The sequence below is a fragment of the Caballeronia sp. NCF2 genome (genome assembly GCF_023631205.1).
In the GTDB taxonomy this organism is placed as follows: domain Bacteria; phylum Pseudomonadota; class Gammaproteobacteria; order Burkholderiales; family Burkholderiaceae; genus Caballeronia; species Caballeronia zhejiangensis.
The window spans coordinates 108,002-129,464 of record NZ_JALQDN010000028.1; the positions used below are offsets into that span (position 1 = coordinate 108,002).

The 21,463-nt window shown below is 64.1% G+C and carries 22 protein-coding genes, 1 tRNA gene and 1 riboswitch; of the genes, 11 read left to right on the forward strand and 12 right to left on the reverse strand.

Annotated features, from left to right (window positions below; translation table 11 throughout):
* Nucleotides 1-7: 7 nt before the first annotated feature.
* The 6 genes from NCS02_RS11610 to glyA form a co-directional block, all read right to left on the reverse strand.
* Nucleotides 8-487: a pilus assembly PilX family protein gene (locus tag NCS02_RS11610; protein ID WP_034471539.1), complete on the reverse strand. Its 480-nt coding sequence runs from the start codon at nt 485-487 to the stop codon at nt 8-10.
* Nucleotides 484-1,272 carry a PilW family protein gene (locus NCS02_RS11615; protein ID WP_239295116.1) on the reverse strand — a complete coding sequence of 263 codons (789 nt, stop codon included), beginning with the start codon at nt 1,270-1,272 and terminating at the stop codon, nt 484-486. Before NCS02_RS11615 ends, NCS02_RS11610 begins: the two co-directional genes overlap by 4 nt.
* Nucleotides 1,269-1,652: a type IV pilus modification PilV family protein gene (locus NCS02_RS11620; RefSeq protein WP_051996481.1), complete on the reverse strand. Its 384-nt coding sequence runs from the start codon at nt 1,650-1,652 to the stop codon at nt 1,269-1,271. Before NCS02_RS11620 ends, NCS02_RS11615 begins: the two co-directional genes overlap by 4 nt.
* Entirely contained in the window at nt 1,649-2,197 is a 549-nt protein-coding gene (locus NCS02_RS11625) for a GspH/FimT family pseudopilin (protein ID WP_239295117.1), read from the reverse strand. The genes NCS02_RS11620 and NCS02_RS11625 overlap by 4 nt, the downstream gene beginning before the upstream one ends.
* A 159-nt stretch (nt 2,198-2,356) precedes the next feature.
* Nucleotides 2,357-2,839, reverse strand: coding sequence for a transcriptional regulator NrdR (gene nrdR / locus NCS02_RS11630; RefSeq protein ID WP_250496991.1), 483 nt, complete (start codon nt 2,837-2,839; stop codon nt 2,357-2,359).
* Nucleotides 2,840-2,857: 18 nt separating this feature from the next.
* Nucleotides 2,858-4,105, reverse strand: coding sequence for a serine hydroxymethyltransferase (gene glyA, locus NCS02_RS11635; RefSeq protein ID WP_250523140.1), 1,248 nt, complete (start codon nt 4,103-4,105; stop codon nt 2,858-2,860).
* A gap of 166 nt (nt 4,106-4,271) precedes the next feature.
* A riboswitch (ZMP/ZTP riboswitch) is annotated at nt 4,272-4,370 on the reverse strand.
* Nucleotides 4,371-4,576: 206 nt separating this feature from the next.
* Between glyA and ydfG the strand changes: the two genes are divergently transcribed.
* The 9 genes from ydfG (at nt 4,577) to NCS02_RS11680 (ending at nt 11,300) form a co-directional block, all read left to right on the forward strand.
* Nucleotides 4,577-5,323: a bifunctional NADP-dependent 3-hydroxy acid dehydrogenase/3-hydroxypropionate dehydrogenase YdfG gene (ydfG, locus tag NCS02_RS11640; protein ID WP_239295118.1), complete on the forward strand. Its 747-nt coding sequence runs from the start codon at nt 4,577-4,579 to the stop codon at nt 5,321-5,323.
* Nucleotides 5,324-5,450: 127 nt separating this feature from the next.
* Nucleotides 5,451-5,912, forward strand: a complete 462-nt coding sequence (gene ybgC, locus NCS02_RS11645) for a tol-pal system-associated acyl-CoA thioesterase (RefSeq protein ID WP_250440166.1) — start codon at nt 5,451-5,453, stop codon at nt 5,910-5,912.
* Between the two features lie 165 nt (nt 5,913-6,077).
* The gene (gene tolQ, locus NCS02_RS11650) at nt 6,078-6,755 is read left to right on the forward strand and encodes a protein TolQ (protein WP_008342801.1); all 678 of its coding nucleotides are present in this window, start codon (nt 6,078-6,080) and stop codon (nt 6,753-6,755) included.
* 15 nt (nt 6,756-6,770) lie between these two features.
* Nucleotides 6,771-7,214 carry a protein TolR gene (tolR, locus tag NCS02_RS11655; protein WP_008342802.1) on the forward strand — a complete coding sequence of 148 codons (444 nt, stop codon included), beginning with the start codon at nt 6,771-6,773 and terminating at the stop codon, nt 7,212-7,214.
* A complete protein-coding gene (gene tolA, locus NCS02_RS11660; RefSeq protein WP_239295120.1) occupies nt 7,211-8,308 on the forward strand; it encodes a cell envelope integrity protein TolA in 1,098 nt (365 codons plus the stop codon). Before tolR ends, tolA begins: the two co-directional genes overlap by 4 nt.
* A gap of 126 nt (nt 8,309-8,434) precedes the next feature.
* Nucleotides 8,435-9,727, forward strand: coding sequence for a Tol-Pal system beta propeller repeat protein TolB (tolB, locus tag NCS02_RS11665; protein ID WP_008342805.1), 1,293 nt, complete (start codon nt 8,435-8,437; stop codon nt 9,725-9,727).
* A gap of 55 nt (nt 9,728-9,782) precedes the next feature.
* Nucleotides 9,783-10,289, forward strand: a complete 507-nt coding sequence (gene pal / locus NCS02_RS11670) for a peptidoglycan-associated lipoprotein Pal (protein WP_008342807.1) — start codon at nt 9,783-9,785, stop codon at nt 10,287-10,289.
* Between the two features lie 36 nt (nt 10,290-10,325).
* The gene (ybgF, locus tag NCS02_RS11675; RefSeq protein WP_008342809.1) at nt 10,326-11,075 is read left to right on the forward strand and encodes a tol-pal system protein YbgF; all 750 of its coding nucleotides are present in this window, start codon (nt 10,326-10,328) and stop codon (nt 11,073-11,075) included.
* A 149-nt stretch (nt 11,076-11,224) separates the two neighbouring features.
* Nucleotides 11,225-11,300 (forward strand) — tRNA-Lys (locus tag NCS02_RS11680).
* Between the two features lie 65 nt (nt 11,301-11,365).
* Here NCS02_RS11680 and NCS02_RS11685 read toward each other — a convergent pair.
* Nucleotides 11,366-11,959: a hypothetical protein gene (locus NCS02_RS11685; RefSeq protein WP_250523141.1), complete on the reverse strand. Its 594-nt coding sequence runs from the start codon at nt 11,957-11,959 to the stop codon at nt 11,366-11,368.
* Nucleotides 11,960-12,135: 176 nt separating this feature from the next.
* Here NCS02_RS11685 and NCS02_RS11690 point away from each other — a divergent pair, with 176 nt between their 5' ends.
* Nucleotides 12,136-13,200 carry a helix-turn-helix transcriptional regulator gene (locus tag NCS02_RS11690; RefSeq protein WP_008342813.1) on the forward strand — a complete coding sequence of 355 codons (1,065 nt, stop codon included), beginning with the start codon at nt 12,136-12,138 and terminating at the stop codon, nt 13,198-13,200.
* A 4-nt stretch (nt 13,201-13,204) separates the two neighbouring features.
* Here the strand turns inward: NCS02_RS11690 and NCS02_RS11695 are convergent, their stop codons facing one another.
* On the reverse strand, nt 13,205-16,654 hold the full coding sequence (locus NCS02_RS11695) for an ATP-binding protein (RefSeq protein ID WP_250523142.1): 3,450 nt from the start codon (nt 16,652-16,654) through the stop codon (nt 13,205-13,207).
* 3 nt (nt 16,655-16,657) lie between these two features.
* On the reverse strand, nt 16,658-17,914 hold the full coding sequence (locus tag NCS02_RS11700; RefSeq protein WP_250440169.1) for a metallophosphoesterase family protein: 1,257 nt from the start codon (nt 17,912-17,914) through the stop codon (nt 16,658-16,660).
* A 150-nt stretch (nt 17,915-18,064) separates the two neighbouring features.
* Between NCS02_RS11700 and NCS02_RS11705 the strand changes: the two genes are divergently transcribed.
* A complete protein-coding gene (locus NCS02_RS11705) occupies nt 18,065-18,319 on the forward strand; it encodes a hypothetical protein (protein WP_175980481.1) in 255 nt (84 codons plus the stop codon).
* Here the strand turns inward: NCS02_RS11705 and rsmA are convergent.
* The 3 genes from rsmA to NCS02_RS11720 are packed head-to-tail and all read right to left on the reverse strand — an operon-like array spanning nt 18,301 to nt 21,463.
* A complete protein-coding gene (rsmA, locus tag NCS02_RS11710) occupies nt 18,301-19,116 on the reverse strand; it encodes a 16S rRNA (adenine(1518)-N(6)/adenine(1519)-N(6))-dimethyltransferase RsmA (RefSeq protein ID WP_250523143.1) in 816 nt (271 codons plus the stop codon). The genes NCS02_RS11705 and rsmA overlap by 19 nt on opposite strands.
* A gap of 27 nt (nt 19,117-19,143) precedes the next feature.
* Nucleotides 19,144-20,115, reverse strand: a complete 972-nt coding sequence (pdxA, locus tag NCS02_RS11715; protein WP_250482237.1) for a 4-hydroxythreonine-4-phosphate dehydrogenase PdxA — start codon at nt 20,113-20,115, stop codon at nt 19,144-19,146.
* 4 nt (nt 20,116-20,119) lie between these two features.
* On the reverse strand, nt 20,120-21,463 hold the full coding sequence (locus tag NCS02_RS11720; RefSeq protein ID WP_250523158.1) for a peptidylprolyl isomerase: 1,344 nt from the start codon (nt 21,461-21,463) through the stop codon (nt 20,120-20,122).

The following is a 21,463-nucleotide window of genomic DNA, read 5'->3' on the forward strand; positions in this document are numbered from 1 at the left end:
TCGATCCTCAAAACGGCCTGGCGACGACGCGCCGCCAATATTGGGTGCTCACGCCATCGGCGATATCGATCCTAAGTTGCAGCCAAGCCTCGGAATCGGCATTCGCGCCGAAGCCCCGCGCGGTAATCAAATACGACGCGTTGGCCCGCGATTCGATCAGGCATTGCGGGGCGCGGCGCGCGTACGGCCACGAAGCGAACGGCGCGATCGCGGCAGCGGACGGTCCGTCGAACGAGGATTTCGCGCGCCATCGCGACGGCTCGTCCTTCGAACTCGGCGTTGGCAACGCGAGGGAAAGCATTCGGCTGCATCGGATCAACGCGCTGTCCGCGGCATGAAACGCGTGGACGCGCTCGCGCGTCGCGACGGTCGCGCGCGCCGCTACGAGCGACGTTTGCAGCCATGCGGCAGCCGTGATCAACATCATCGCGGCGAGGATCAGCACGATCGGCAACGTGCTTGCGCGTGTCAGCGAACGTCGCTTCATTGCGCGCCTCCGGACGGCGACGCCACCGAATTCCGTATCGCGACGCGCCGCCAGAAGACCTGGCGAACGTGGCCATCCTCGACGGTTACGGGCAAGCCGTTGCAATCCACATAGTTCGCTTTCCGCTTGGCCTGTGCGATGAAACCGCGCACGACGATGCATACGTCCGCAGCATGGACATCGCGCCAGCGTTCGCGCGCGATAGCCGAAGCATCCGATGCGGACGGCGCCCCCGCGAGCCAATACATCACCCGCATTCGCTCGATGCCTTCGACGATCGGCTGCGCCTGTCTGCCGCCCCCTTCGCAGTACAACTCGGGCTCTCCGGTGGAACTGCTCGGCTTCGCGTAGAACCGGTTCGTGGCGATGGCGTCGGAGACCGCCTGGCCGAGGCAATCGGTCGGCGCGCCCGCGGTCGACGGCCAGGTCGAGAGGGCGTCGGCTGAATAGCGAACCTGCAGGCCGTCCGAATGGCTTGCGAGCGATTCGCACGATGCGGTTGTATCCGCTCCAATCACGCGGCCTTGCGCGCAACCGAACATCGACGCATCGACCGGCGATTCCACGCTCGATGCGAATCCGGCCATCTGGATCTGCTGGGCGAGCATTTCCAAAGCGCTGGACGCGGCGTCGTGAATGCGCGCGGCATCGGCGGCGCGGTCGAAAGCGGCGCGCTGCCCGCGATAGAGCGACAGCGAAGCGGTCACGATCAGCATGCCGAGCGCGAGCGCAATCGTCATTTCCAGCAGCGTATGGCCGCGCGATGAGAGCAAGCGCGGAGTCATCGCGCAAACGCCACGGCGATGCACGACGTGAGCGGCTTAGCCTGCGGTTCGGGGCACGGCTCGGAGCGGTCTTGCGCGCGCCAGCTCACGGTCGCGATGCGCACGCCATCGGCGCGATCGGATATTGCCACGTCGCCCGCAGGCAGCATCGAGGCCGCTCTCCCCTGCCATTGCGACACGATCGCCGCGCGGTCCGCATCGCTGCGAATGCCTTCTGCGACGGAATCTGCGATCATCGCGGCCCGTTCGTGCAGCAACGCCGCGCGTTCGCCGCGCGCGAGCGCGCTTTGCGTCGCGATGAGTCCGAGCGCGGTCACGGCCATCAGCGTAAGCGCGATCATCACTTCGATCAGCGAATCTCCACGTTGAACGTCTTTCATGCCGATGCTCCGCAGCCGCCTGAAGTCATGCGCGCCCGGCCGCCTGCCGCGAGCCGTATGCATCGACGTGACGACGGATTCGCGGCGGAATCTGCGCCGCGCGGACCGAATTCGAAGCTGCGGAATCCGCCTATCACCTGCCCCGAAGGCGGCGTGAACGAAAGCTCGGTCAATGTCCCGGCGATGGAAACCGATGTCATCGCCGGCTGCATGCGCAAAAGCGTCGAAACACCGTCGCGCTCGACGAACAAGCCCCATCCGCACGACCAGTCGGTGACACCGCTTTCGCAGCTTCGGCCCGATGCGAGGCAATGACGAGACGCATCGATCCTGCAAAGCGTGACGCGTGCACCGCGCCGCACGGCTTCGGCGCGCGCAAGCGACAGCGTGGAAAAGAGCGCGCGCGCCCGTGCATCGACTTGATCGCGCGTCTGCCACGCGACGAACGAAGGCGCGGCGAACGTCGCGAGGATCGCCATGACGGCGAGCACCACGCATAGTTCGACGAGCGTGAAACCTTGATTTGATGCGGGAATCGTCTGCATGCCTTATCGATCGAATCGAGCCGAAAAGCTCAATCTAGCGATAAGTCAGGCGCGCCGCCATTAGCCGAATGGCCGAGTGTTCGCGTTCTCCGATACCGGGCAGACTGCGCGAGCGAATGTCAGGAAACGAGGCTTGGGAAGGAAACGATGCGGAAAAGATCAGCGCTTGCGCGAACTCGACTTCTTCGGAGCGGTGCGCCGGAATTCATCGAGCACGTCTTCGAATTCGGAGACGTCTTCGAAACGCTTGTAGACGGAGGCGAAACGCACGTAAGCGATGGTATCGAGCTGTCGCAGCTCGCTCATGACGAGCTCGCCGAGACGCTCGCTCTGCACTTCGCGCTCGCCGCTGCCGAGCAACTGATACTCGATGCGCGACGCGGCGGCATCGATCGCATCGGCGGCGACCGGGCGCTTTCGCAGCGCAAGCTGCATGCTCGCGACGATCTTGCGTCGATCGAACTCGGTGCGGCTGCCGTCTTTCTTGACGACGCTCGGCAGCGCCAGTTCGACGCGTTCATACGTGGTGAAACGCTTGTCGCACGCGGGACAGCGCCGCCGCCGCCGAATGGCCGCGCCATCCTCCGACACGCGAGAATCCACGACCTGGGTATCTTCGTGTCGGCAAAATGGGCAGCGCATCGGCGGTGTGCTCGCGAATTAACGGTAGACCGGGAAACGCTTGGTCAGATCGGCCACTTGCGCGCGCACGCGCTCGAGGTTCGCCTGGTCTTCCGGATTGTCGAGCACGTCGGCGATCAGGTTGCCCACGATCTCCGCTTGCTTCGTGCCGAAGCCGCGCGTGGTCATCGCGGGCGAGCCGAGGCGCACGCCGCTCGTGACGAACGGCTTTTCCGGATCGTTCGGAATGGCGTTCTTGTTGACCGTGATGTGCGCGGCGCCGAGCGCGGCTTCCGCTGCCTTGCCGGTGATCTTCTTCGCGCGCAGATCGACGAGCATCACATGGCTTTCGGTGTGGCCCGAGACGATACGCAGACCGCGCTTCACGAGCGTTTCGGCCAGGACGCGCGCGTTATCGACCACGGCTTGCTGATACGCCTTGAATTCCGGCGACAGCGCTTCCTTGAACGCGACGGCCTTCGCGGCGATCACGTGCATCAGCGGACCGCCCTGAATGCCGGGGAAAATGGCCGAGTTGATCTGCTTCTCGAACTCCGCCTTCATCAGAATGACGCCGCCGCGCGGGCCGCGCAGGCTCTTGTGCGTGGTCGTCGTGACGAAGTCCGCGTGCGGCACCGGATTCGGATACACGCCAGCCGCGACGAGACCGGCGTAGTGCGCCATGTCGACCATGAAGTACGCGCCGACGCTCTTCGCGATCTTCGAAAGGCGCTCGAAATCGATCTTCAGCGCAAACGCCGACGCGCCCGCGACGATCAGCTTCGGCTTGTGTTCCTTGGCGAGCGCTTCGGTCTTGTCGTAGTCGATGTCCTCGGCTTCGTTCAGGCCGTAGCTCACGACGTTGAACCACTTGCCCGACATGTTGACCGGCGAGCCGTGCGTGAGGTGACCGCCTTCGGCAAGGCTCAGGCCCATGATGGTGTCGCCGGGCTTGAGCATCGCGAAGAACACGCCCTGATTGGCCTGCGAGCCGGAATTCGGCTGCACGTTCGCGGCTTCGGCGCCGAAAAGCTCCTTCACGCGATCGATCGCGAGCTGCTCCACCACGTCGACATATTCGCAACCGCCGTAATAGCGCTTGCCGGGATAGCCTTCGGCGTATTTGTTCGTGAGTTGCGAGCCCTGCGCGGCCATTACGGCCGGGCTCGTGTAGTTTTCCGACGCGATCAGCTCGATGTGATCTTCCTGGCGGCGGTTTTCCTGCTCGATCGCCTTGAGCAATTCGGGATCGACATTGGCGAGGGTACTTTCGGCTCTGTCAAACATACGTTTTCCGTGAGATCAAAACAGGTTGACCGGATCGCGCGTGCGCCACGTTCGAAGCAGACGCAAAAGACGCTGGAAACCGATGGAGTCCAGGCGCGGCGGATAGAGGAAGAATCCGGTTTCGCGGAACGGACAGCCACCAGCAACGCAGCGACGGCGTGCGGATCTCAGCTGCCCAGGCGAACGGCAAAACGACGCTCCGCGCTTCCTGGTGGGTCGCTCCACCTTGAATCCGAAGATTCTATCGCCAGTCACGCGGGGTTTGAGCGTTGTAGTGTAATGGCCGGCCATGCTTTAGGCAACCGGCTTACAGGGCAATCGGACGGGCGCGCAGCCACGCTTAAAGCACGATCGTTCGCGCCCACGGTTGCTTGCCGCGCCGCATCAATGGAAGTACGCTTTGCGCCGTTGCCGGACGCGTCGCCCTGCGCGCGTCGGCTTTGCTCGTCTCAGTCCATTCGGAGTCCGCTCATGATCGTTTTTGTCACCGGCGCGTCGGCCGGATTCGGCGCCGCCATCGCCCGCACGTTCGTCAAAGGCGGCCATCGTGTGATCGCCGCCGCGCGTCGCAAGGAGCGCCTGGTCGCGCTGTCGAACGAACTCGGCGACGCGCTTCTGCCAGTCGAACTCGACGTACGGGACGAAAACGCCGTCCGCGACGCCGTCGCGGCCCTGCCCGACGCGTTCGCGCAGATCGACGTGCTGGTGAACAACGCCGGACTCGCGCTCGGCCTCGAACCCGCGCAACGCGCGAATCTCGACGACTGGAAGAACATGATCGACACGAACTGCACGGGTCTCGTGACGGTCACGCACGCGATCTTGCCGGGCATGATCGAGCGCAATCGCGGACATGTGTTCAACATGGGATCGGTGGCGGGCACGTATCCGTACGCCGGAGGCAACGTGTACGGCGCGACGAAGGCGTTCGTGCGGCAGTTCAGCCTGAACCTGCGCGCGGACGTTGCCGGCACCGCCCTTCGCGTGACGGACATCGAGCCGGGGCTCGTCGGCGGCACCGAGTTTTCGAACGTGCGCTTCAAGGGCGACGACAGCAAAGCCGCGACTGTATATAAGGATGTGCAGGCGCTCACGCCCGAGGACATCGCCGACGCGATCTACTGGATCGCCACGCGCCCGGCACACGTGAACATCAACGCGATCGAGATGATGCCGGTCGCCCAGACGTTCGCACCGTTGCAAATTCACCGCGGCTGATTCCGATATCTGCCTAAGGATTTGGCGGGGGTGCTTCCGGTTCCGGTAAAATGCCGCCGATGAATATTTGTCAAAATGCGAGCCAGATCGTGTTTATGAGCCTCTGCGCGAGCGGAGCGGCGCAAAGGTGAGTGATCCGTTGACTTTCGAGTGGCCGATTCGGGTGTATTACGAGGACACCGACGCCGGCGGCATCGTCTTCTACGCGAACTACCTGAAGTTCTTCGAACGGGCGCGCACCGAATGGCTGCGCGCGTGCGGAATCGATCAGCAGCGTCTCGCCGATTCGAGCGACATCCTGTTCGTCGTGAGACGCACGGCCGTCGAATATTCGTCGCCGGCGCGCCTGGATGACGTCATTCGCGTTGTAAGTCGCATCGAGCGCCTCGGCCGTGCATCGGTGGATTTTCATCAGGAAGCGTGGCGCGACGGCATGCTGCTCGCGAGCGGCGACATTCGCGTTGCCTCGGTGGATCGCGCGTCGATTCGTCCGGCCGCCATTCCGGATGCGGTGATCGAAGGATTGAAGCGCGGCCCGCACGCGACGCTCGCCGCGGCATCGCGCGGCGCAGATCAAGACCGAGCCTGAACGATGAACTCATCGCACACCGAAGCGAAACAGGGCATCGGGAACAGAGGAAGCATTAACGAGCATGAGCCGGCCACGGCACGGCTTTCGTTTGATTCACATCCATTTCACGAAAGCATGACGCTTTGACCGGACGCCCCTTTCGGGACGTAACAGCAGACCTTTATGAACAATACACAAGACCTGTCGATCATTTCCCTCGTCGTTCACGCGAGCCTGCTCGCGCAGGCCGTGATGGCGCTGCTGTTGCTGCTGTCGCTCCTGTCGTGGACCTTCATTTTCCGCAAGTGGTTTGCCATTCGCCGCGCGCGCGCGCAGACCGAGCGCTTCGAGCGCGATTTCTGGTCGGGCGGCGACCTGCAGGCGCTGTATCAAAGCGCGGCGAACAACCGTCACACGATCGGCGCGCTCGAGCGTATCTTCGAATCCGGCATGCGTGAATTCCTGAAGGGCAAGGAGCGCCGGATCACCGATCCGGGCGCGATTCTCGACGGTTCCCGCCGCGCGATGCGCGCCGCCTTCCAGCGCGAAATGGACGTGCTCGAAGCGAACCTCGCGTTCCTCGCGTCGGTCGGTTCCGTGAGTCCTTATATCGGTCTCTTCGGCACGGTGTGGGGGATCATGAATTCGTTCCGCGGTCTCGCCAATGTGCAGCAGGCGACGCTCGCGAACGTGGCGCCCGGCATCGCCGAAGCGCTCGTCGCGACCGCGATCGGCCTCTTCGCCGCGATTCCCGCAGTGGTCGCGTACAACCGCTACGCGCACGACATCGACCGTCTGGCGATCCGCTTCGAGACCTTCATCGAAGAGTTCTCGAACATCCTGCAGCGTCAGGCGCACTAACAGAAGGAGTCCGCGATGGCAGGCCCCATTCGTTCCAGCATGCGCGGCGGCTCGCGCCGCGCGATGGCCGACATCAACGTCGTGCCATACATCGACGTGATGCTCGTGCTGCTCGTCATCTTCATGGTGACGGCGCCGCTCGTTTCGCCCTCGATCATCAATCTGCCGACCGTCGGCAATGCGCAGCCGCAGGAGCAGCAGCCGCCGCTCGTCATCAACATCAAGGCGGACGGCAGCATGAACGTGCGCTACAAGGAAGAAGGCGGCGCGACGCAAGAGCAGAAGATGACGATGAACGATCTCAACAGCTTCGTGCTCAACCGTCAGGAATCACATCCGGATCAGCCCGTCGTGATCGCGGCGGACAAGACCGTGAAGTACGAAGTCGTGATGAACGTGATGTCCGATATGAAGGCGCGCGGCGTGAAGCGCGTCGGATTGCTCGTCAAATCGCAATGACCCTTTCGCACAGGCCGACACGCGCATCGTCCGCGCGACCGAATCGCCCGCCGCGTGAACGCGGCACGGGTAAGGCGTTCGCGCTCGCGGCGTTGATGCATCTGCTGCTCGGCTGGTTCCTGTATCACGGCATCAACTGGCAGAACAACACGCCGGCGGGCGCGGAAGCGGAAATCTGGACCGAGATTCCGGACACGCCCGCGCCGACGCCGCGCCCTGCCCCGCCGCCGCCCGCGCCGGTGAAGCTGCAGCCCGCGCCGCCGCCGGCGAAGGACGAAGACGCGGACATCGCGTTGCAGGAGAAGAAGCGCAAGCAGCAGGAAGCCGCCGCGCGCGAAGCGCAACTCGCCGAGCAGCGCCGTCAGCAGGAAGAGGCGAAGCAGGAAGCGGAAGCGAAGCGTCAGCAGCAGCTTGCCGCGCAAGCCGCCCAGCAGAAGGCGATGCAGGACAAGCAGAAGCAGATCGAGCAGCAGCGTCAGGCCGACCTGCAGAAGCAGCAACAGAAGGCGCAGCAGGACAAGCAGCGTCAGCAGCAGCAAGCCGAAGCGCAGAAGCAGGAACAGCTCAAGGAGCAGAAGGAGAAGGAACAGCAGGAAGCCAAGGCGAAGGCCGACGCGCAAGCCAAGGCCAAGGCTGAGTCCGACGCGAAAGCGAAGGCCGCGGCGCAAGCGAAAGCCAAGGCCGACGCGGAAGCGAAAGCCAAGCTCGATGCCGAGCGCAAGGCGCGTCTCTCGCAACTGCAAGGGCAGTTGGGCGGCGGCACGGCGGGCAGCGGCGAAGGCCTGGCCAAGAGCGGCACCGGCAAGGGCGCGGGCGGCAATGCGACCTCGCCTGGCTACGCCGAGAAGGTGCAGCGTCGCGTGCGGCCGAACATCGTGTGGGCCGGCGAAACGGCCGGGCTCGAGACGGTCGTGTCGGTACGCTGCTCGCCGTCGGGCACGCTGCTGTCGGCGAATATCACGCGCTCGAGCGGCAACGAGCAGTGGGATCAGGCGGCACTGCGCGCGGTACAGCGCTCGGATCCGATGCCGGTGGATATCGACGGCAAGGCGCCTTCGAGCTTCACGATCACGCTGCGTCCGGCGGGCGGTTAACGCGCTAGTGAGCAGTGAAGCGCGCTTGAAAGCTCGCATTAAGCAGCGGGAACGAAATGTGCGACCGCGGGTCTGTTCTGCAGTCCGCGGACACTTGAAAACGCTTTTATCTGGAACCTATACAGCATGAGTTTGATGACGAAGCTTGGCCTGAAAACGCTGGTCGCGTCCTGCCTGATCGCAGCCGGCACCGCTGCACACGCCCAGTTGAACGTACTCGTGACCGGCGTCGGTTCGACCCAGTTTCCGATCGCGACGGCCAATTTCGCCAATGAAGCGAGTTCGCCGCAGCAAGTCAGCGCGATCATTCGCCAGGATCTGCAGCGCAGCGGCAAGTTCACGAATATCGACGCCGGCAGCGCGCCGGTCGCGGAATCCGATACGGTCGATCTCGGCGCGTGGAAGGCAAAAGGCGCGGACGCGTTCGTGTCGGGTAGCGTGAACAAGCTGCCGAACGGCCAATACGAAGTGCGCTTCCGGCTCTACGACACCGTCAAGCAGCAGAACCTGGGCGGCCTGTCGCTCGTCAGCGCCGAAAGCGGCCTGCGCATGAGCGCGCACAAGATCGCCGACTACATCTACGCGAAGCTGCTCGGCGGCCGCGGCGTGTTCGCAACGCGTCTGTCCTACGTCATTCAGACGGGCGGCCGTTATCAATTGCAGATTTCGGATTCGGACGGTCAGGACGCGAAGATCGCCCTCTCCAGCCCGGAACCGATCATTTCGCCGGCGTGGTCGCCGGACGGCACGAAGGTCGCATACGTGTCGTTCGAGAAAAAGAAGCCGGTGGTGTACATCCACGACCTGCCGACGGGACGTCGCGTAGTCGTGTCGAATCAGAAGGGCAACAACAGTGCCCCGTCGTGGTCGCCTGATGGCCGCAAGCTCGCGGTCGCGCTCTCGCGCACGGGCAACACGCAGATTTTCGAAGTCAACGCAGACGGCTCCGGCCTGCGCCGTCTGACACAAGGCAGTTCCATCGACACCGAGCCGTTCTACTCTCCTGATGGCAACTGGATTTATTTCACGAGCGATCGCGGCGGCCAACCGCAGATCTACAAGATGCCGGCGGCGGGTGAAAGCGCCGGCGCGGCCCAGCGGGTCACGTTTGCGGGTGCGTACAACACCAGCCCGCGCGTGAGTCCGGACGGCAAGCAACTCGCGTACATTTCGCGCACTGGCGGCGGCTTCAAGCTGTATCTGCAGGACCTCGCGTCCGGCACGGCGACGGGGCTGACCGACACGACGCATGACGAATCGCCGAGCTTCGCGGCGAATGGTCAGTACATCCTCTACGCCACCCAAGTGAACGGACGTGGCGTGTTGGCAGCCGTTTCGACCGACGGTCGCACGCGGCAAGTCTTGTCAGTTCAGGGCGGTGTGGTGCGCGAGCCGTCCTGGGGTCCGTTCATGCAATAAGTCCAGCAATAACGTTTCACATACAACGTTCAGCTACAACACAAGGAGAGGTACCATGATGTCGAAACTTCGTATCGGCCTGGCAGTTGCGATGGTCGGCGCATTGGCGGCGTGTCACTCGGGCGTGAAGCTCGACGAAGGCCAGAACAAGGGTGCAGTCGGCACGCAGCCGAACCCGACGGACGTGAAGCAGGTCAACATCGACCCGCTGAACGATCCGAACAGCCCGCTCGCCAAGCGCAGCATCTATTTCGACTTCGACAGCTATGCCGTGAAGGACGACTATCAGCCGCTGCTGCAACAACACTCGTCGTACCTGAAGAGCCATCCGGAGCGTCACGTCCTGATTCAAGGCAACACCGACGAACGCGGCACGAGCGAGTACAACCTCGCGCTCGGCCAGAAGCGTGCGGAAGCCGTGCGTCGTGCAATGTCGCTGATGGGCGTCGCCGATTCGCAGATGGAAGCCGTGTCGCTCGGCAAGGAAAAGCCGACGGCAACGGGTCACGACGAATCGTCGTGGGCACAGAACCGCCGTGCGGACCTCGTGTACCAGCAGTAATTTACTTAACGTAACCAGTCACGGGTGAGTCGCCCTATGTTGTATCGCTTTCCCTTGCTGCGCGCGGCCGCAGCCGCGTGTGTAGTCGGTTCGACGATGTTGAGTGCGCCCGCGCACGCCGGCGTCTTCGACGACAACGAAGCGCGTAAAGCCGTGCTCGATCTGCGCACGAAGACTGACAGCCTGTCCAGTCAGTTGCAGGCCGCGCAGCGCACGATCCTCGATCAGCAGAATCGTATCGACCAGCTCAATCAGCAGGTCGCGACGGTTCGTGGCCAGAACGAGGATCTGGCCAACCAGGTCGCCACGCTGCAGAAGCAGCAGAAGGACTATTACGCCGATCTCGATTCGCGCTTGAAGAAATTCGAGCCGCAGCAAGAGACGATCGATGGCGTGACGGGTTCGGTGCAGCCGGGCGAGACGGAAGCGTTCAACGCAGCGTCGACTCAGTTTCGTAACGGTGACTACAAGAATGCCGCGGCGTCGTTCAAGGCGTTCGTGGCGAAGTATCCGCAGAGCCCGTATCAGCCGACGGCGCGGTATTGGCTCGGCAATGCGCTCTATGCGCAGCGCGACTACAAGGGATCGACTGCGATCTGGCAGGACCTGGTGAAGAGTTATCCGACGCATCCGCGAGCGCCCGAGGCGTTGCTCGCAATCGCGAACAACCAGATCGAGCAAGGTCAGAAAGCGGCTGCCAAGCAGACGCTTCAGCAGATCATCTCGCAGTACGCCGGCACGGAAGTCGCGCAGACCGCACAGAGCAAGATGTCGCAAGTGAAGTAAGCGAAGCTGGAGTTTGGGGTTTCGCGCCTCTCGAGGAGAATGCCCGCGGGCAATGAAGCCGCGGGCGTTTTTCTTTCGATGATTTGATGATTCTTCAACCGAGCGGGTTGACAGATTCGCGAATCGAAGTTTATAATTTTGCCTCTTTCGGGTCGTTAGCTCAGCTGGTAGAGCAGCGGACTTTTAATCCGTTGGTCACAGGTTCGAATCCCGTACGGCCTACCAAGTATCAGGTAAGAAGCCCAGTCATTGCGACTGGGCTTTTTGCTTTGGGCGTTCGGTCCTTCGCATCACTGTTCCAGCAGCCTTAGCCGCGGCGTGAGCTCGAGCGCGGCGACGGCCTCGAACATATCGTTCGCTTCACTCAACGCACGGTCCGCTTCGGCCTTGCGCTTCTTGTAGCTCGAATGTCTGTTGAACCCGGCGCCCAGCAGCATCACGCCGACCAACGCGCTCGGCCAGACGAAGTACGCCGCGAGCAGGCACAACACGCCCCAGAACGTGTAGGGCCAGAGCTTCGGCTCGGCGGGTATCGAATTGCGCGCCAGCTCGATTCTGGCGAGCGCCCGTTCCAGTCCTTCGACGCAACCGCCGCGCTCCCGCAACCGCCCTTCTATTTCATAGACCGCGCGCATCGTCTTCTCCTTCGACGGAAGCGACAAGGAACCGATGTCCGTCAGCAAGCTGATCGATTCGTTGACATGCGCGAAGAATGGCGCCAACGACGCGAAGGTCTGTTCATGCTCGGGAAGCGCCATCGCTTTGCGGACGTCCGAACGCCCCACGCAGACCCCGTGCGAAAAGAAATATTGCTGGATCGCGCGCGATGTCCGGCTCTTGAGTCCCGCGAAAAATTCCTCGTTGGCCTGTTCCCTTCTACTCATTGTTTTCGCTCCTCGACATGCTGGGGCCTTATCCCCCGGCGCCGCTATTCTTTCCGCTTATGTCGAAGACCGTCACCCGAAAAATCCGAAAGCCTGATGGCCGCCCCGTCCGATCAAGACACGATTTGTCTCGATAGTTTCTATAATCAGGAGCAACCTTTCCTCGCCTGCGCATCATGACCTCCAGCCTCGACGAAGCCATCCTCCGCGTGCTCCCTACCGAGCGCGACGCGACCGCGTGGCTATCGACGCCCGAAGTCCGCAGACGTCTCGAAGAGCGCGGTCATCGCGTCGGCTATACGAAGAAGGTGCAGCGTCATCTGACGGCGCTCGAAGCCGACGCGCGCGTCGTATCCATGCTCAACGGCCGCGAGCTGCTCTGGCAGCGCAAGCCGTGGCTGCACGGCTTGCAGGAAGGCATGAGCGGTTTGATGAGCGCATCGGAGGCGGTGGCGTTTCACATCCTCCAGCGCTTTGCGGGCAACAAGCTGCCGAATGCCGTCACGCGCGACATCGATCCGCTGTTCAAGGCCGCCGAATCGCGGCTGTCGCAGGAAACGGCGGACAGCCGCATCTATCGCGCGTGGGCCGACAAGATCGATTCCGTCGATGGCGCTTTCACGCTGATTCGGCCGAAGCTGCGTCCGGAAATCTTTCAGACGGTCGCGACCGCTACGTTCTTCGAGCGCGAACTGCTCGTGCAGTATCGCGCGGCATATCGGGGCGAACGCAGCGACGAACCCCGCACGAAAAAGCTGTGGCCGCTCGCGCTGGTCGAATCCGCGGGCGTGATGTATATGGTCGCGCAAGATCCGAGTCGCGCGCCGCGTCCGGAGAAAGGCGAAACGGAATGGACGCGCGCGCTGTATCGGCTGGACCGGATTCGCTCGGTTTCCGAGTCGGGCGAATCTTTCACGTATCCGGACGATTTCAAGCTGCGCAAATACATCGAAACGCAGCAGGTCTTCGACTTTCTGCCCGAGCCGCCGGTGCTGCTCGAACTTGCGTTCGAAGGCAACGCGGGCAATCAGTTGCGCGAATCGCCGATGTCGAAGGATCAGAAAATCGACACGTTGCCCGACGGCCGCATGAAAGTCACCGGCACCGTCACGCCAAGTCTCAAGCTGCGCTGGTGGCTGCGCGCGCTCGGCGCGGGGGTCGAGATTCTCGCGCCGCAAGCGTTGCGTGACGAGTTCGCCGAGGATTTCGCCAAGCTGGCGAAGCGCTATCGGACGAGCTGACGCATCAACCCATATAACGCACGTTCACCTGCGGCCCGAAGATCTCGCGCACGATATCGACGAGATGATCGTGGTGGCTCAGAAAGATCACCTGCGTGCGTTTCGCGATCTGCGCGAGCACGCGCAAGCCGGCGCGCGCGCGGCTATCGTCGAAGTTGATGAAGAGATCGTCGGCGACGAACGGCAACGCCGACGCCTTCTCGCCATGCTCTTCCAGCGCCGCGAGCCGCAGCGCGAGATACAGCTGATCGCGCGTGCCCTCGCTCATGCCGGCGATATCCACATGCTCGCCGCTCGCGCGAATCGCGGACAGCGCCATCGGCTGACGATCGTAATCGACGACGAGCCGCGAGAACGTGTCGAGCGTGAGCGCCGAAAAAATCGTGCTTGCGCGCGACAGCATCGGTCCCTGACGGCGCTCGCGATAACGGTCGATCGCCCACTTGAGCAGCGTCGACGCCGTTTCGACCTTGACGAAGCGCTCGGCGGCATCGGACATCGTGGCGAGCGCTTCCTGGCGCTTCGCTTCGGCGCGCGCGGCGTTCGCTTCGCCTGAAATGGCATTGAGTTCGCGGCGCGCGGCGTCGAGTGCCGTCGCCGTTTCGCTCGCGATTCTCACCGATTCCGACAGCGCCGCGCCGATGCGCGACAACTCCGCCTGCACGTTCGACATGTCCGCGCCCTCCACTTCCGCGATGAGTTCGTCGAGCGTCAGGCCATCGCCGCCCTTGATGAGCGCGGCGCGCGCGTCGTCGACGGCGGCGGCCAGTTCGCGCTTCTTCTGCGATTGCGCGATGCGTGCCTGAAGCACGTCCGGCGTATCGACACCCGCCAGATCGTAGAGCGGACGCAGCGTCGCCTTCGCTTCCTCGACATCGGCGTGAGCGTGACGCACGTGCTCGCCCGCCGACGCGTGCTCCTTCTTCAAACGCTCACGCTCGCCATGCGCGGCGCAAGCGAGATCGAGACGCGCCGACAACGCCGTCGCAGTCGCGTTCGCGCCGAGCGCCGCGAGCGATTCGTCGAGTTCGCGCGCAAGGTGCGATGCCTCGGCGTCGAGCGCTGTTAGCGCCGCGCGCATCGCGTCGATCTGGCCGTTGCGTACGGTTTCGATGTGCGTCAGTTGCGCGCCGATCTTCTTCACCATGTCGATGGCCGCTTCCGCCGCCGCCTGCGAATCCGCTGCGTTCGCGAGTCCCGCTTTCGCGATCGCCGCCGACCACTCGCATTGCCAGCGTTCGAACGCTTCGCGCGCCGCTTTCGCCGCGCCTTGCCGCGCGATGCGCTCGGCTTGCGCTTCGTCGAGTTGCGCGGATACGTTGCGGCGCGTGACCGCGGCTTCGTCGATGGCCGCGATCTTCGCCTCGGCCAGATCGCAGAGCGCGTCGAGATCGGCGCGTGCGTGCGCGTCGTCCAGATGCCGCGCGAGTTCGTCGCGGCGCGCGCGGGAATCGGCGGCTTCGCGCGCGAGTTCTTCGGCGCGCGCATCGAGCGTCTGCGACGCGGCCAGCGCCTTGTCACGCGATGCGATCCACGACGGCGCATCGTCGAGCGACATGTCCGCGATCTGCGACTGCGCGGCGAGCGCGCGCCACGATTCGTCGAACGATGTCAGCGCCGATTCTGCTTCGCGCACGCTTTGCTCGCGTCGCGCGAGCGTCGATTCTTCGTTCGCGACGCGCCGCTTCAAGGCCGCGAGTTGCGTCGCGTGATTCACGGAACCCAACTGACGATCGGCGAGACCATCCGCCGCGTGCATCGCCGTTTCGAAACCGGAAGCGCCTCGATCGAGCGCGACGTCGCCGGACCGGATCGCGCGCCACGCTGCATCGCGCGACGTACGCGCGTCCCGAACCTGATCGCCCGTCACGACATCGTGCGTCTCGACCAGACTGTCGAGTTCCGATCGCACGGCGTGCAGCGCGTCCTGCGCTTCCTTCGCGCGATCGGCCGCGAGCGTCAGCCGCGACGACAGATCCTGCCGCTGCGCGCGCAATGCGGCGATGCGCTCCGCCGCCGGCAGCGTCATCGACTTGAGTTCGCCGATCGGACGCGACCATCGCCCGAGCGACGCCATGCCCGCTTCGAGCAACTGTTGCGCGTCGCGCTTCGCATCTTCGAGGCGCTGCTGCGTCGCGCTCGCATCGCGATACTTCTGCGCGGCACGCAATGCAGCGCGCAGACCCGGCGACGCATCGCCGTTCGCGATCGCCGCGAGCTTCGTTTGCAGCGTGACGATCTGCGCGGCGCATGCGTCGGCGGCTTGCTCCGCATTGCGCGCGGCGAGTTCGAGTTCGCCGCGTTCGAGCATCAGGCTCGTGACGGTCTGAAGCGCGAGCGCGCCGGGCATCGCGCCGCGCACGCCCGCTTCGTCGAGCGGCCAGCCGAGCTGCGCGCCGTCCTGCGCAATCTGGCGCAGCCGCAGCGCGACTTCCTGTTCGAGCCGCGCGATTTCGTTCGCGTGATCGGCACAGCGCTGTCGCGTGGCGTCGAGCGCACGAATGCGCGCTTGCGCGGCGAGGACCGCGTCGTCGATCACGATCGCGTCGAGATCGGCTTGCAACTGCGCGGCGGCTCTTGTGTGGACGTCCAGCGCGCTTTGCGCCGCCGCGAGCCGCTTCAGCGCGTTTTGCAGCGTCGCCTCGGCGTTCGCGGGCAGATCGACGGCATCGCCCAGTTCGCGCAATTCCGCGGCCTTCTCACGCCACACGTTCAAGTACGGCGCCACGCGCCTCACGCGCTCCAGCTTGGCGCGCTGCGTTTCGAGCTCCGTGCGGCGCGCGTCTTCATCGCGACGCTTCTCCTCCGCCTCTTCCACGGCGCCGTGCGCGCGACGCCACTGCGCCGTTCTCACGCTCGCCGTCTTCAGCTCGGCGGTGGCTTCGTCGTATTGCTTCAGGCCGATGTAATACGCGCGATCGCCCGACTTGCGCTTCGCCCACAGTCGATCGGCCTCGTCAGCGAGACGTTGGCGCACGTCGCCGAGACTCGCGATGCCCGCCGCCGATTGAAACAGCACCTGCCCGACATCGCTCGATGCATCGAGAATGGCTTCGCCGCCGCGCCGCAGCGCCTCGTGATTCAGGCAGTACATCTGCTCGAAGAAGCCTTTATCGGATGCGCCCAGAAACGTCGCCAGCGCGTCGGCGGGCAGCGCATCGCCGTTCGGCGTGCAGAGCGACGACTTGCGGCTCTTCGTACGATGGAACGCGAACGCGTCGCCGCCCGTTTCGATCGACGCCCCGAGCCGCAGATCGCTTTGCGGATGCACGAACGCAAGCGGCGAGCTATGCGGCATGCCGAAGAGCAACTCGGAAATCGCGTTCTTGATGGTGGATTTGCCCGCCTCGTTCGGACCGACGACAAAGTGAAAATCGTGTTCCGCCGCCGGAAACTCCACCGTGTGATCGGTGAATTTGCCGTAGCGGATGAGTTCGAGCTTGCCGATACGCATGCCTTACTCCGCGTCCGATAACTGCGCGATCAGCCCCGAGCGCACTTCGGCGACGAGCTTAGCGAGTTCGCCATTGCGCACGTGCTCGAGCTCCGGCACGGACTTCTGCAACTCGCTCGGCGCCTGCGACGCCAGTGCGATCAGCCTTTCCTTCAACATGCTCAGAAACTCCGGGTCGGATTCCGCTTCGATGAGAAGACCGTGAAGATCGGCGAGCGCATCGGTGCGGCCGGTGGCCGGCTCGCTGTGCGCGAGCGGCTCGGTCGCGATCCTCACTTTTTCGAGCCAGAGCCGGTCGTGGCTGATCGCGGCGATCTGCGCGAGGACTTCCGCGCGCAGTTGCGCTTCCAGCCCGAAGAGTTCGCCGTGCGCCGCGGTCGCGCCGGCGATCGTCACGCGCACGGCGTGCGGCACGGGCGCCGCGGACGATTCGACGAGCGCTTCGAGCGCACGTCCGACCGCGAGCGCGACTTCATCGAGCGTACCCGCCTGCGATGCGTCGACCGTCACGGCTTCCCAACGCAGCACGTCGATGAAAAGCCGCTCGACGCTCACCTCTTCCGCGTCCGAAACATTGACGATGACCGCGCCGCGCCGTCCCGTCTCGCGGATATTGCGTCCTTGCAGATTGCCCGGAAACACGATGGTCGACGCGTCCTGCCAGATCGCGTAATCGTGCACATGGCCGAGCGCCCAGTAGTGATATTCCTTCGCGTGCAGTTCGGCGACGGAGCACGGCGCGTAGCTCGCGTGCATCGATCCGCCTTCGAGCGCGGTATGCAGCACGCCGATATTGAAATATCCCGCGACCGGCGCCGGATACGCGGTGACGAGATTCGTCGTGACCGCTTTTTCCTTGAAGCTGTGGCCGTGAAGCGCGACCTTCAGATCCTCGATGAGAAAGGTCTGCGGCTTTCGCGTCGAGAAGGTGTGGACGTTGTCGGGCAACTGAAGCTGGCTCGTCATTTCGCTTTCGGCGTCGTGATTGCCGAAGAGCACGTACACCGGAATGCCCGCGCGACGCAGCCGCCCCATTTCACGGCAAAAGAAGATGCCCGTGTTGTGATCGCGCCAGGTGCCGTCGTAGAGATCGCCGGCGATCACCATGAAGTCGACTTGCTCGTCGACCGCCACCGACACGAGCTTCGAGAAGGCCTCGCGCGTGGCGTTGCGCAGCATGTCCGCGGGCGCGTCCGCGTAGGCGGAGAGGCCGTGCAACGGGCTGTCGAGATGGATGTCCGCCGCGTGTATGAAGCGCATGGCGCTCGCTCCTTTCAATGGGACCGACGATCATAGCAGCCGGTCAAGACACATCGTGTCCCGATCGACGATGCGTCTTCGGGACGCGATATGTCCCGCCCCGCTCGCAGAATCACTCGTCCGGATTCAACGCGAAACAAGGACCAGACGATGAACGCAACACTCGAACGAGACGCCACGATCACGAGCCCTTACACGCCGGGAAACGTCGATGCCGCAATCGGGCATCTGGAACGCGTGCTGTCGGCGGAAGGCGCGAATTCGCTGTTCGGCCAGACCTATTGGCGTACTCGCGTGCAGCAGGTGAGCGCGACGCGTGGCCTGCTTCACGAGCAGCGCGTGCGGCTGGAACGGCTGATGAAACTGCTGTCGGATGCGGGCCGCGTTCAGCCCTTCGAGCGCTGAACGGCTTGTGCCAGCGCGACGAATTCCGCGACCGGCACTTCCTCGGCGCGGCGCGTGAGATCGAAGCCGAGCACGTCGAAATCGATCGCGTCGCGGTACGCGCTCAGGTTGTTGCGCAATACCTTGCGGCGCTGCGCGAACGCGGCTTTGACGACGTCGCTCAGCACGGTTTCGTCGACTTCGGGCAACTCGTGCGGCGCGAGCGGAATCATCCGCACGATCGCGGAATTCACCTTCGGCGGCGGATTGAACGATTCGGGCGGCACGTCGATCAGCTTGTCCATCACGTAGCGGTATTGCAGCATCACCGAAAGACGCCCGTAGTCCTTGCTCGCGGGTTCGGCGATCATGCGCTCGACCACTTCGTCCTGCAGCATGAAATGCTGGTCGATGACCTTGTGCGCGAACGTCGTCAAATGGAACAGCAGCGGACTCGAAATGTTGTACGGCAGATTGCCGACGATGCGCAGCGTCGGCTTCTCACTTTCGAGCGCGAGCGAAGCGAAATCGAAGTCGAGTGCATCGGCGGAATGCACGACGAGCCTGTCGCCGAAACGCTTTTCCAGACGGCCGATCAGATCGCGATCCAGTTCGACGGCGTGCAGCGGCGACTCGGGCGTGGCAAGCCGCTCGATCAGGGGCTCGGTGAGCGCCGCGAGGCCCGGCCCTATTTCGACCATGCGCTCGCCGCGCTTCGGCGCGATCACATCGACGATGGAATCGATCACGCCCTGATCGACGAGAAAGTTTTGCCCGAAGCGCTTGCGCGCGAAATGGCCTTGGTGTTTGGTCGACATACTGATTCGAATTGATTGCGCGCGAGTTCAGGCGCTGCGCTTGTGGCGCGCCATCGTAACGGCGGCATCGATGGCGGCGATCATGCTGCCCGGATCGGCGCGGCCCGTGCCGGCGAGGTCGAGCGCGGTGCCGTGATCCACCGACGTGCGGATGATCGGCAAGCCGAGCGTCACGTTGATGCCTTCGCCGAAGGTCGCGTACTTCAGCACCGGCAAGCCCTGGTCGTGGAACATCGCGAGCACGCAATCGGCGTCTTTCAGATAGCGCGGCTGGAACAGCGTATCGGCGGGATACGGACCGGGCGCATCGATGCCGAGCGCACGGGCGCGTTCGAGCGCAGGCGTGATGACGTCGATTTCCTCGCGGCCCAGATAGCCGTTTTCGCCCGCGTGCGGATTGAGCCCGGTGACGAGAATGCGCGGCGCGGGCAAGCCGAAATGCGCGCGCAGATCGTGATCGATGATGGTGAGCGTTTCGACGAGACCGTCGATGCTGAGCGCCGCCGACACGTCCTTCAGCGGCAGATGCGTGGTCGCGAGCGCGACGCGCAACGGACGTTCGCTGGAACCCGCGAGCATCATCACGACGCGCGGCGTATGCGTGCGCTCGGCGAGGTATTCGGTGTGGCCGGTGAAGGGCACGCCGGCATCGTTGATGGTGCTCTTTTGCAGCGGCGCGGTGACGATGGCGTCGAAGCGGCCGGAGACCGCGCCGTCGATGGCGGCATCGAGCAGACCGAGCACGTAGCGCCCGTTCGCCGCATTCAGTTTGCCCGCTTCGGCGGGAACGGCGAGCGCGTGGTGTTCGATGTCGACCGAGTCGGGCCATGCGCCGCCCGCGCGGGACGTGAGCAGATCGCGATCGCCGAGCACCGTGAAGCGCGCCGATGGCCAGCGCTCGCGCGCCTCTCTTAGCGCCGCCGCCGTCAGTTCCGGGCCGACGCCGGCTGGCTCGCCGGTCGTAATGGCGATGGCGAGCGGTCGGGCATCGGCATTCATGCTGTTACTGCGCTTGGGCAGCGACGCCCTTGTACTGCACGTACGCGGTGTCGCGCAGTTCGCGCAGCCAGTCGGAATACGCCTGCTCGGCCTTGCGCTGGCCGATCGCCTGACGCGCGATGTCGAGTTGCTGCGACGCCGATCCTTCCGCATCGCGGCGAGCGAGCACCTGAATCAGGTGATAGCCGTACTCGCTGCGCACCGGATCGCTGACCGCGCCGTCCTGCAGGTTGTTCATCGCGCGCTCGAATTCCGGCACGGTCTCGCCCGGGCTGATCCAGCCAAGATCGCCGCCTTGCGACGCCGAACCGTCCTGCGAATACGTACGCGCGAAGTTGGCGAAATCGCCGCCGTTCGCGACCTGCTGCTTGATGTCAAGCAGCCGCTGGCGCGCGGCCTGTTCCGACATACCGTCCGACACGCGCAGCAGGATGTGGCGCACGTGCGTCTGCACGAGTTTCGGCGCATCGCCGGCGGTGCCCTGGCTCGCGCGGCGATCCACCAGCTTGATGATTTCGAAGCCGCCGTCGGTGCGCAGCAGCGTCGGCACGACCTGGCCCGGACGCAGCGTCGACACTGCGGTCACGATGCCCGCCGGCAGCGAGCCGGGCGCGCGAAAACCGAGATCCCCGCCCTTGCCGGCGTCCGTGTCCTGCGAATTCTGCTTTGCGAGCTTCGTGAAATCGTCGCCGGCTTGCGCCTGCTTGAGCACGGCTTCGGCCTGCGCCTGAACCTTCGCGACTTCGCTTTCCGGCGCGTCCGACGGCAGCTTGAACATGATGTGCTGCAAACGCAGATCGCTCGCGTTGCGCGCGCCCGGACCGCGCTGGCTGGCGATGTAGTTCGCCACTTCGCCGTCGGACACGGTGATCTTGCTATCCACTTCCTTTTCGCGCAGCTTCGAGAGCGTGAGCTCCGTGCGCGCGTCGCGCATGAACGTGGACCAAGGCACGCCCTGCGCCTCGATGCGCGAGCGGTAGACGTCGAGCGTCATCTGGTTTTGCTGCGCGAGACGCGCGAGCGTGCGGTTCACGGTGGCGTCGTCGATGACAATGCCGTCTTCCTTCGCCTTCTGGAGCTGAATGCGCTCGATCACCATCTGATCGAGCACTTGCCGCTGCATCTGATCGGCAGGCGGCACCGGCGCGTTTTGCTGCTGGAGACGCTTGACGATGAGGGCGGTGCGCTCTTCCAGCTCGCGCTGCGTAATGACGCCGTCGTTCACCACCGCGACGACGGAATCCGCGACCTGCACATTGCGATTCGACAACGCCTGCGCACCGGCCGGCGAACTCAGGATCAGCGCGCCGACGAGCACGCCCGCTGCGATTGCCGTCGATCGAAACAT

Coding starts and splice junctions, on each gene's coding strand:
- ybgF (WP_008342809.1), top strand. CDS start 10,326: ATGTTGTATCGCTTTCCCTTGCTGCGCGCGGCCGCAGCCGCGTGTGTA.
- NCS02_RS11690 (WP_008342813.1), top strand. CDS start 12,136: ATGACCTCCAGCCTCGACGAAGCCATCCTCCGCGTGCTCCCTACCGAG.
- tolQ (WP_008342801.1), top strand. CDS start 6,078: ATGAACAATACACAAGACCTGTCGATCATTTCCCTCGTCGTTCACGCG.
- tolB (WP_008342805.1), top strand. CDS start 8,435: ATGAGTTTGATGACGAAGCTTGGCCTGAAAACGCTGGTCGCGTCCTGC.
- NCS02_RS11705 (WP_175980481.1), top strand. CDS start 18,065: ATGAACGCAACACTCGAACGAGACGCCACGATCACGAGCCCTTACACG.
- glyA (WP_250523140.1), bottom strand. CDS start 4,105: ATGTTTGACAGAGCCGAAAGTACCCTCGCCAATGTCGATCCCGAATTG.
- NCS02_RS11625 (WP_239295117.1), bottom strand. CDS start 2,197: ATGCAGACGATTCCCGCATCAAATCAAGGTTTCACGCTCGTCGAACTA.
- pdxA (WP_250482237.1), bottom strand. CDS start 20,115: ATGAATGCCGATGCCCGACCGCTCGCCATCGCCATTACGACCGGCGAG.
- NCS02_RS11700 (WP_250440169.1), bottom strand. CDS start 17,914: ATGCGCTTCATACACGCGGCGGACATCCATCTCGACAGCCCGTTGCAC.
- NCS02_RS11720 (WP_250523158.1), bottom strand. CDS start 21,463: ATGTTTCGATCGACGGCAATCGCAGCGGGCGTGCTCGTCGGCGCGCTG.
- NCS02_RS11610 (WP_034471539.1), bottom strand. CDS start 487: ATGAAGCGACGTTCGCTGACACGCGCAAGCACGTTGCCGATCGTGCTG.
- tolR (WP_008342802.1), top strand. CDS start 6,771: ATGGCAGGCCCCATTCGTTCCAGCATGCGCGGCGGCTCGCGCCGCGCG.
- NCS02_RS11685 (WP_250523141.1), bottom strand. CDS start 11,959: ATGAGTAGAAGGGAACAGGCCAACGAGGAATTTTTCGCGGGACTCAAG.
- NCS02_RS11620 (WP_051996481.1), bottom strand. CDS start 1,652: ATGAAAGACGTTCAACGTGGAGATTCGCTGATCGAAGTGATGATCGCG.
- NCS02_RS11695 (WP_250523142.1), bottom strand. CDS start 16,654: ATGCGTATCGGCAAGCTCGAACTCATCCGCTACGGCAAATTCACCGAT.
- NCS02_RS11615 (WP_239295116.1), bottom strand. CDS start 1,272: ATGACTCCGCGCTTGCTCTCATCGCGCGGCCATACGCTGCTGGAAATG.
- pal (WP_008342807.1), top strand. CDS start 9,783: ATGATGTCGAAACTTCGTATCGGCCTGGCAGTTGCGATGGTCGGCGCA.
- ydfG (WP_239295118.1), top strand. CDS start 4,577: ATGATCGTTTTTGTCACCGGCGCGTCGGCCGGATTCGGCGCCGCCATC.
- rsmA (WP_250523143.1), bottom strand. CDS start 19,116: ATGTCGACCAAACACCAAGGCCATTTCGCGCGCAAGCGCTTCGGGCAA.
- tolA (WP_239295120.1), top strand. CDS start 7,211: ATGACCCTTTCGCACAGGCCGACACGCGCATCGTCCGCGCGACCGAAT.
- nrdR (WP_250496991.1), bottom strand. CDS start 2,839: ATGCGCTGCCCATTTTGCCGACACGAAGATACCCAGGTCGTGGATTCT.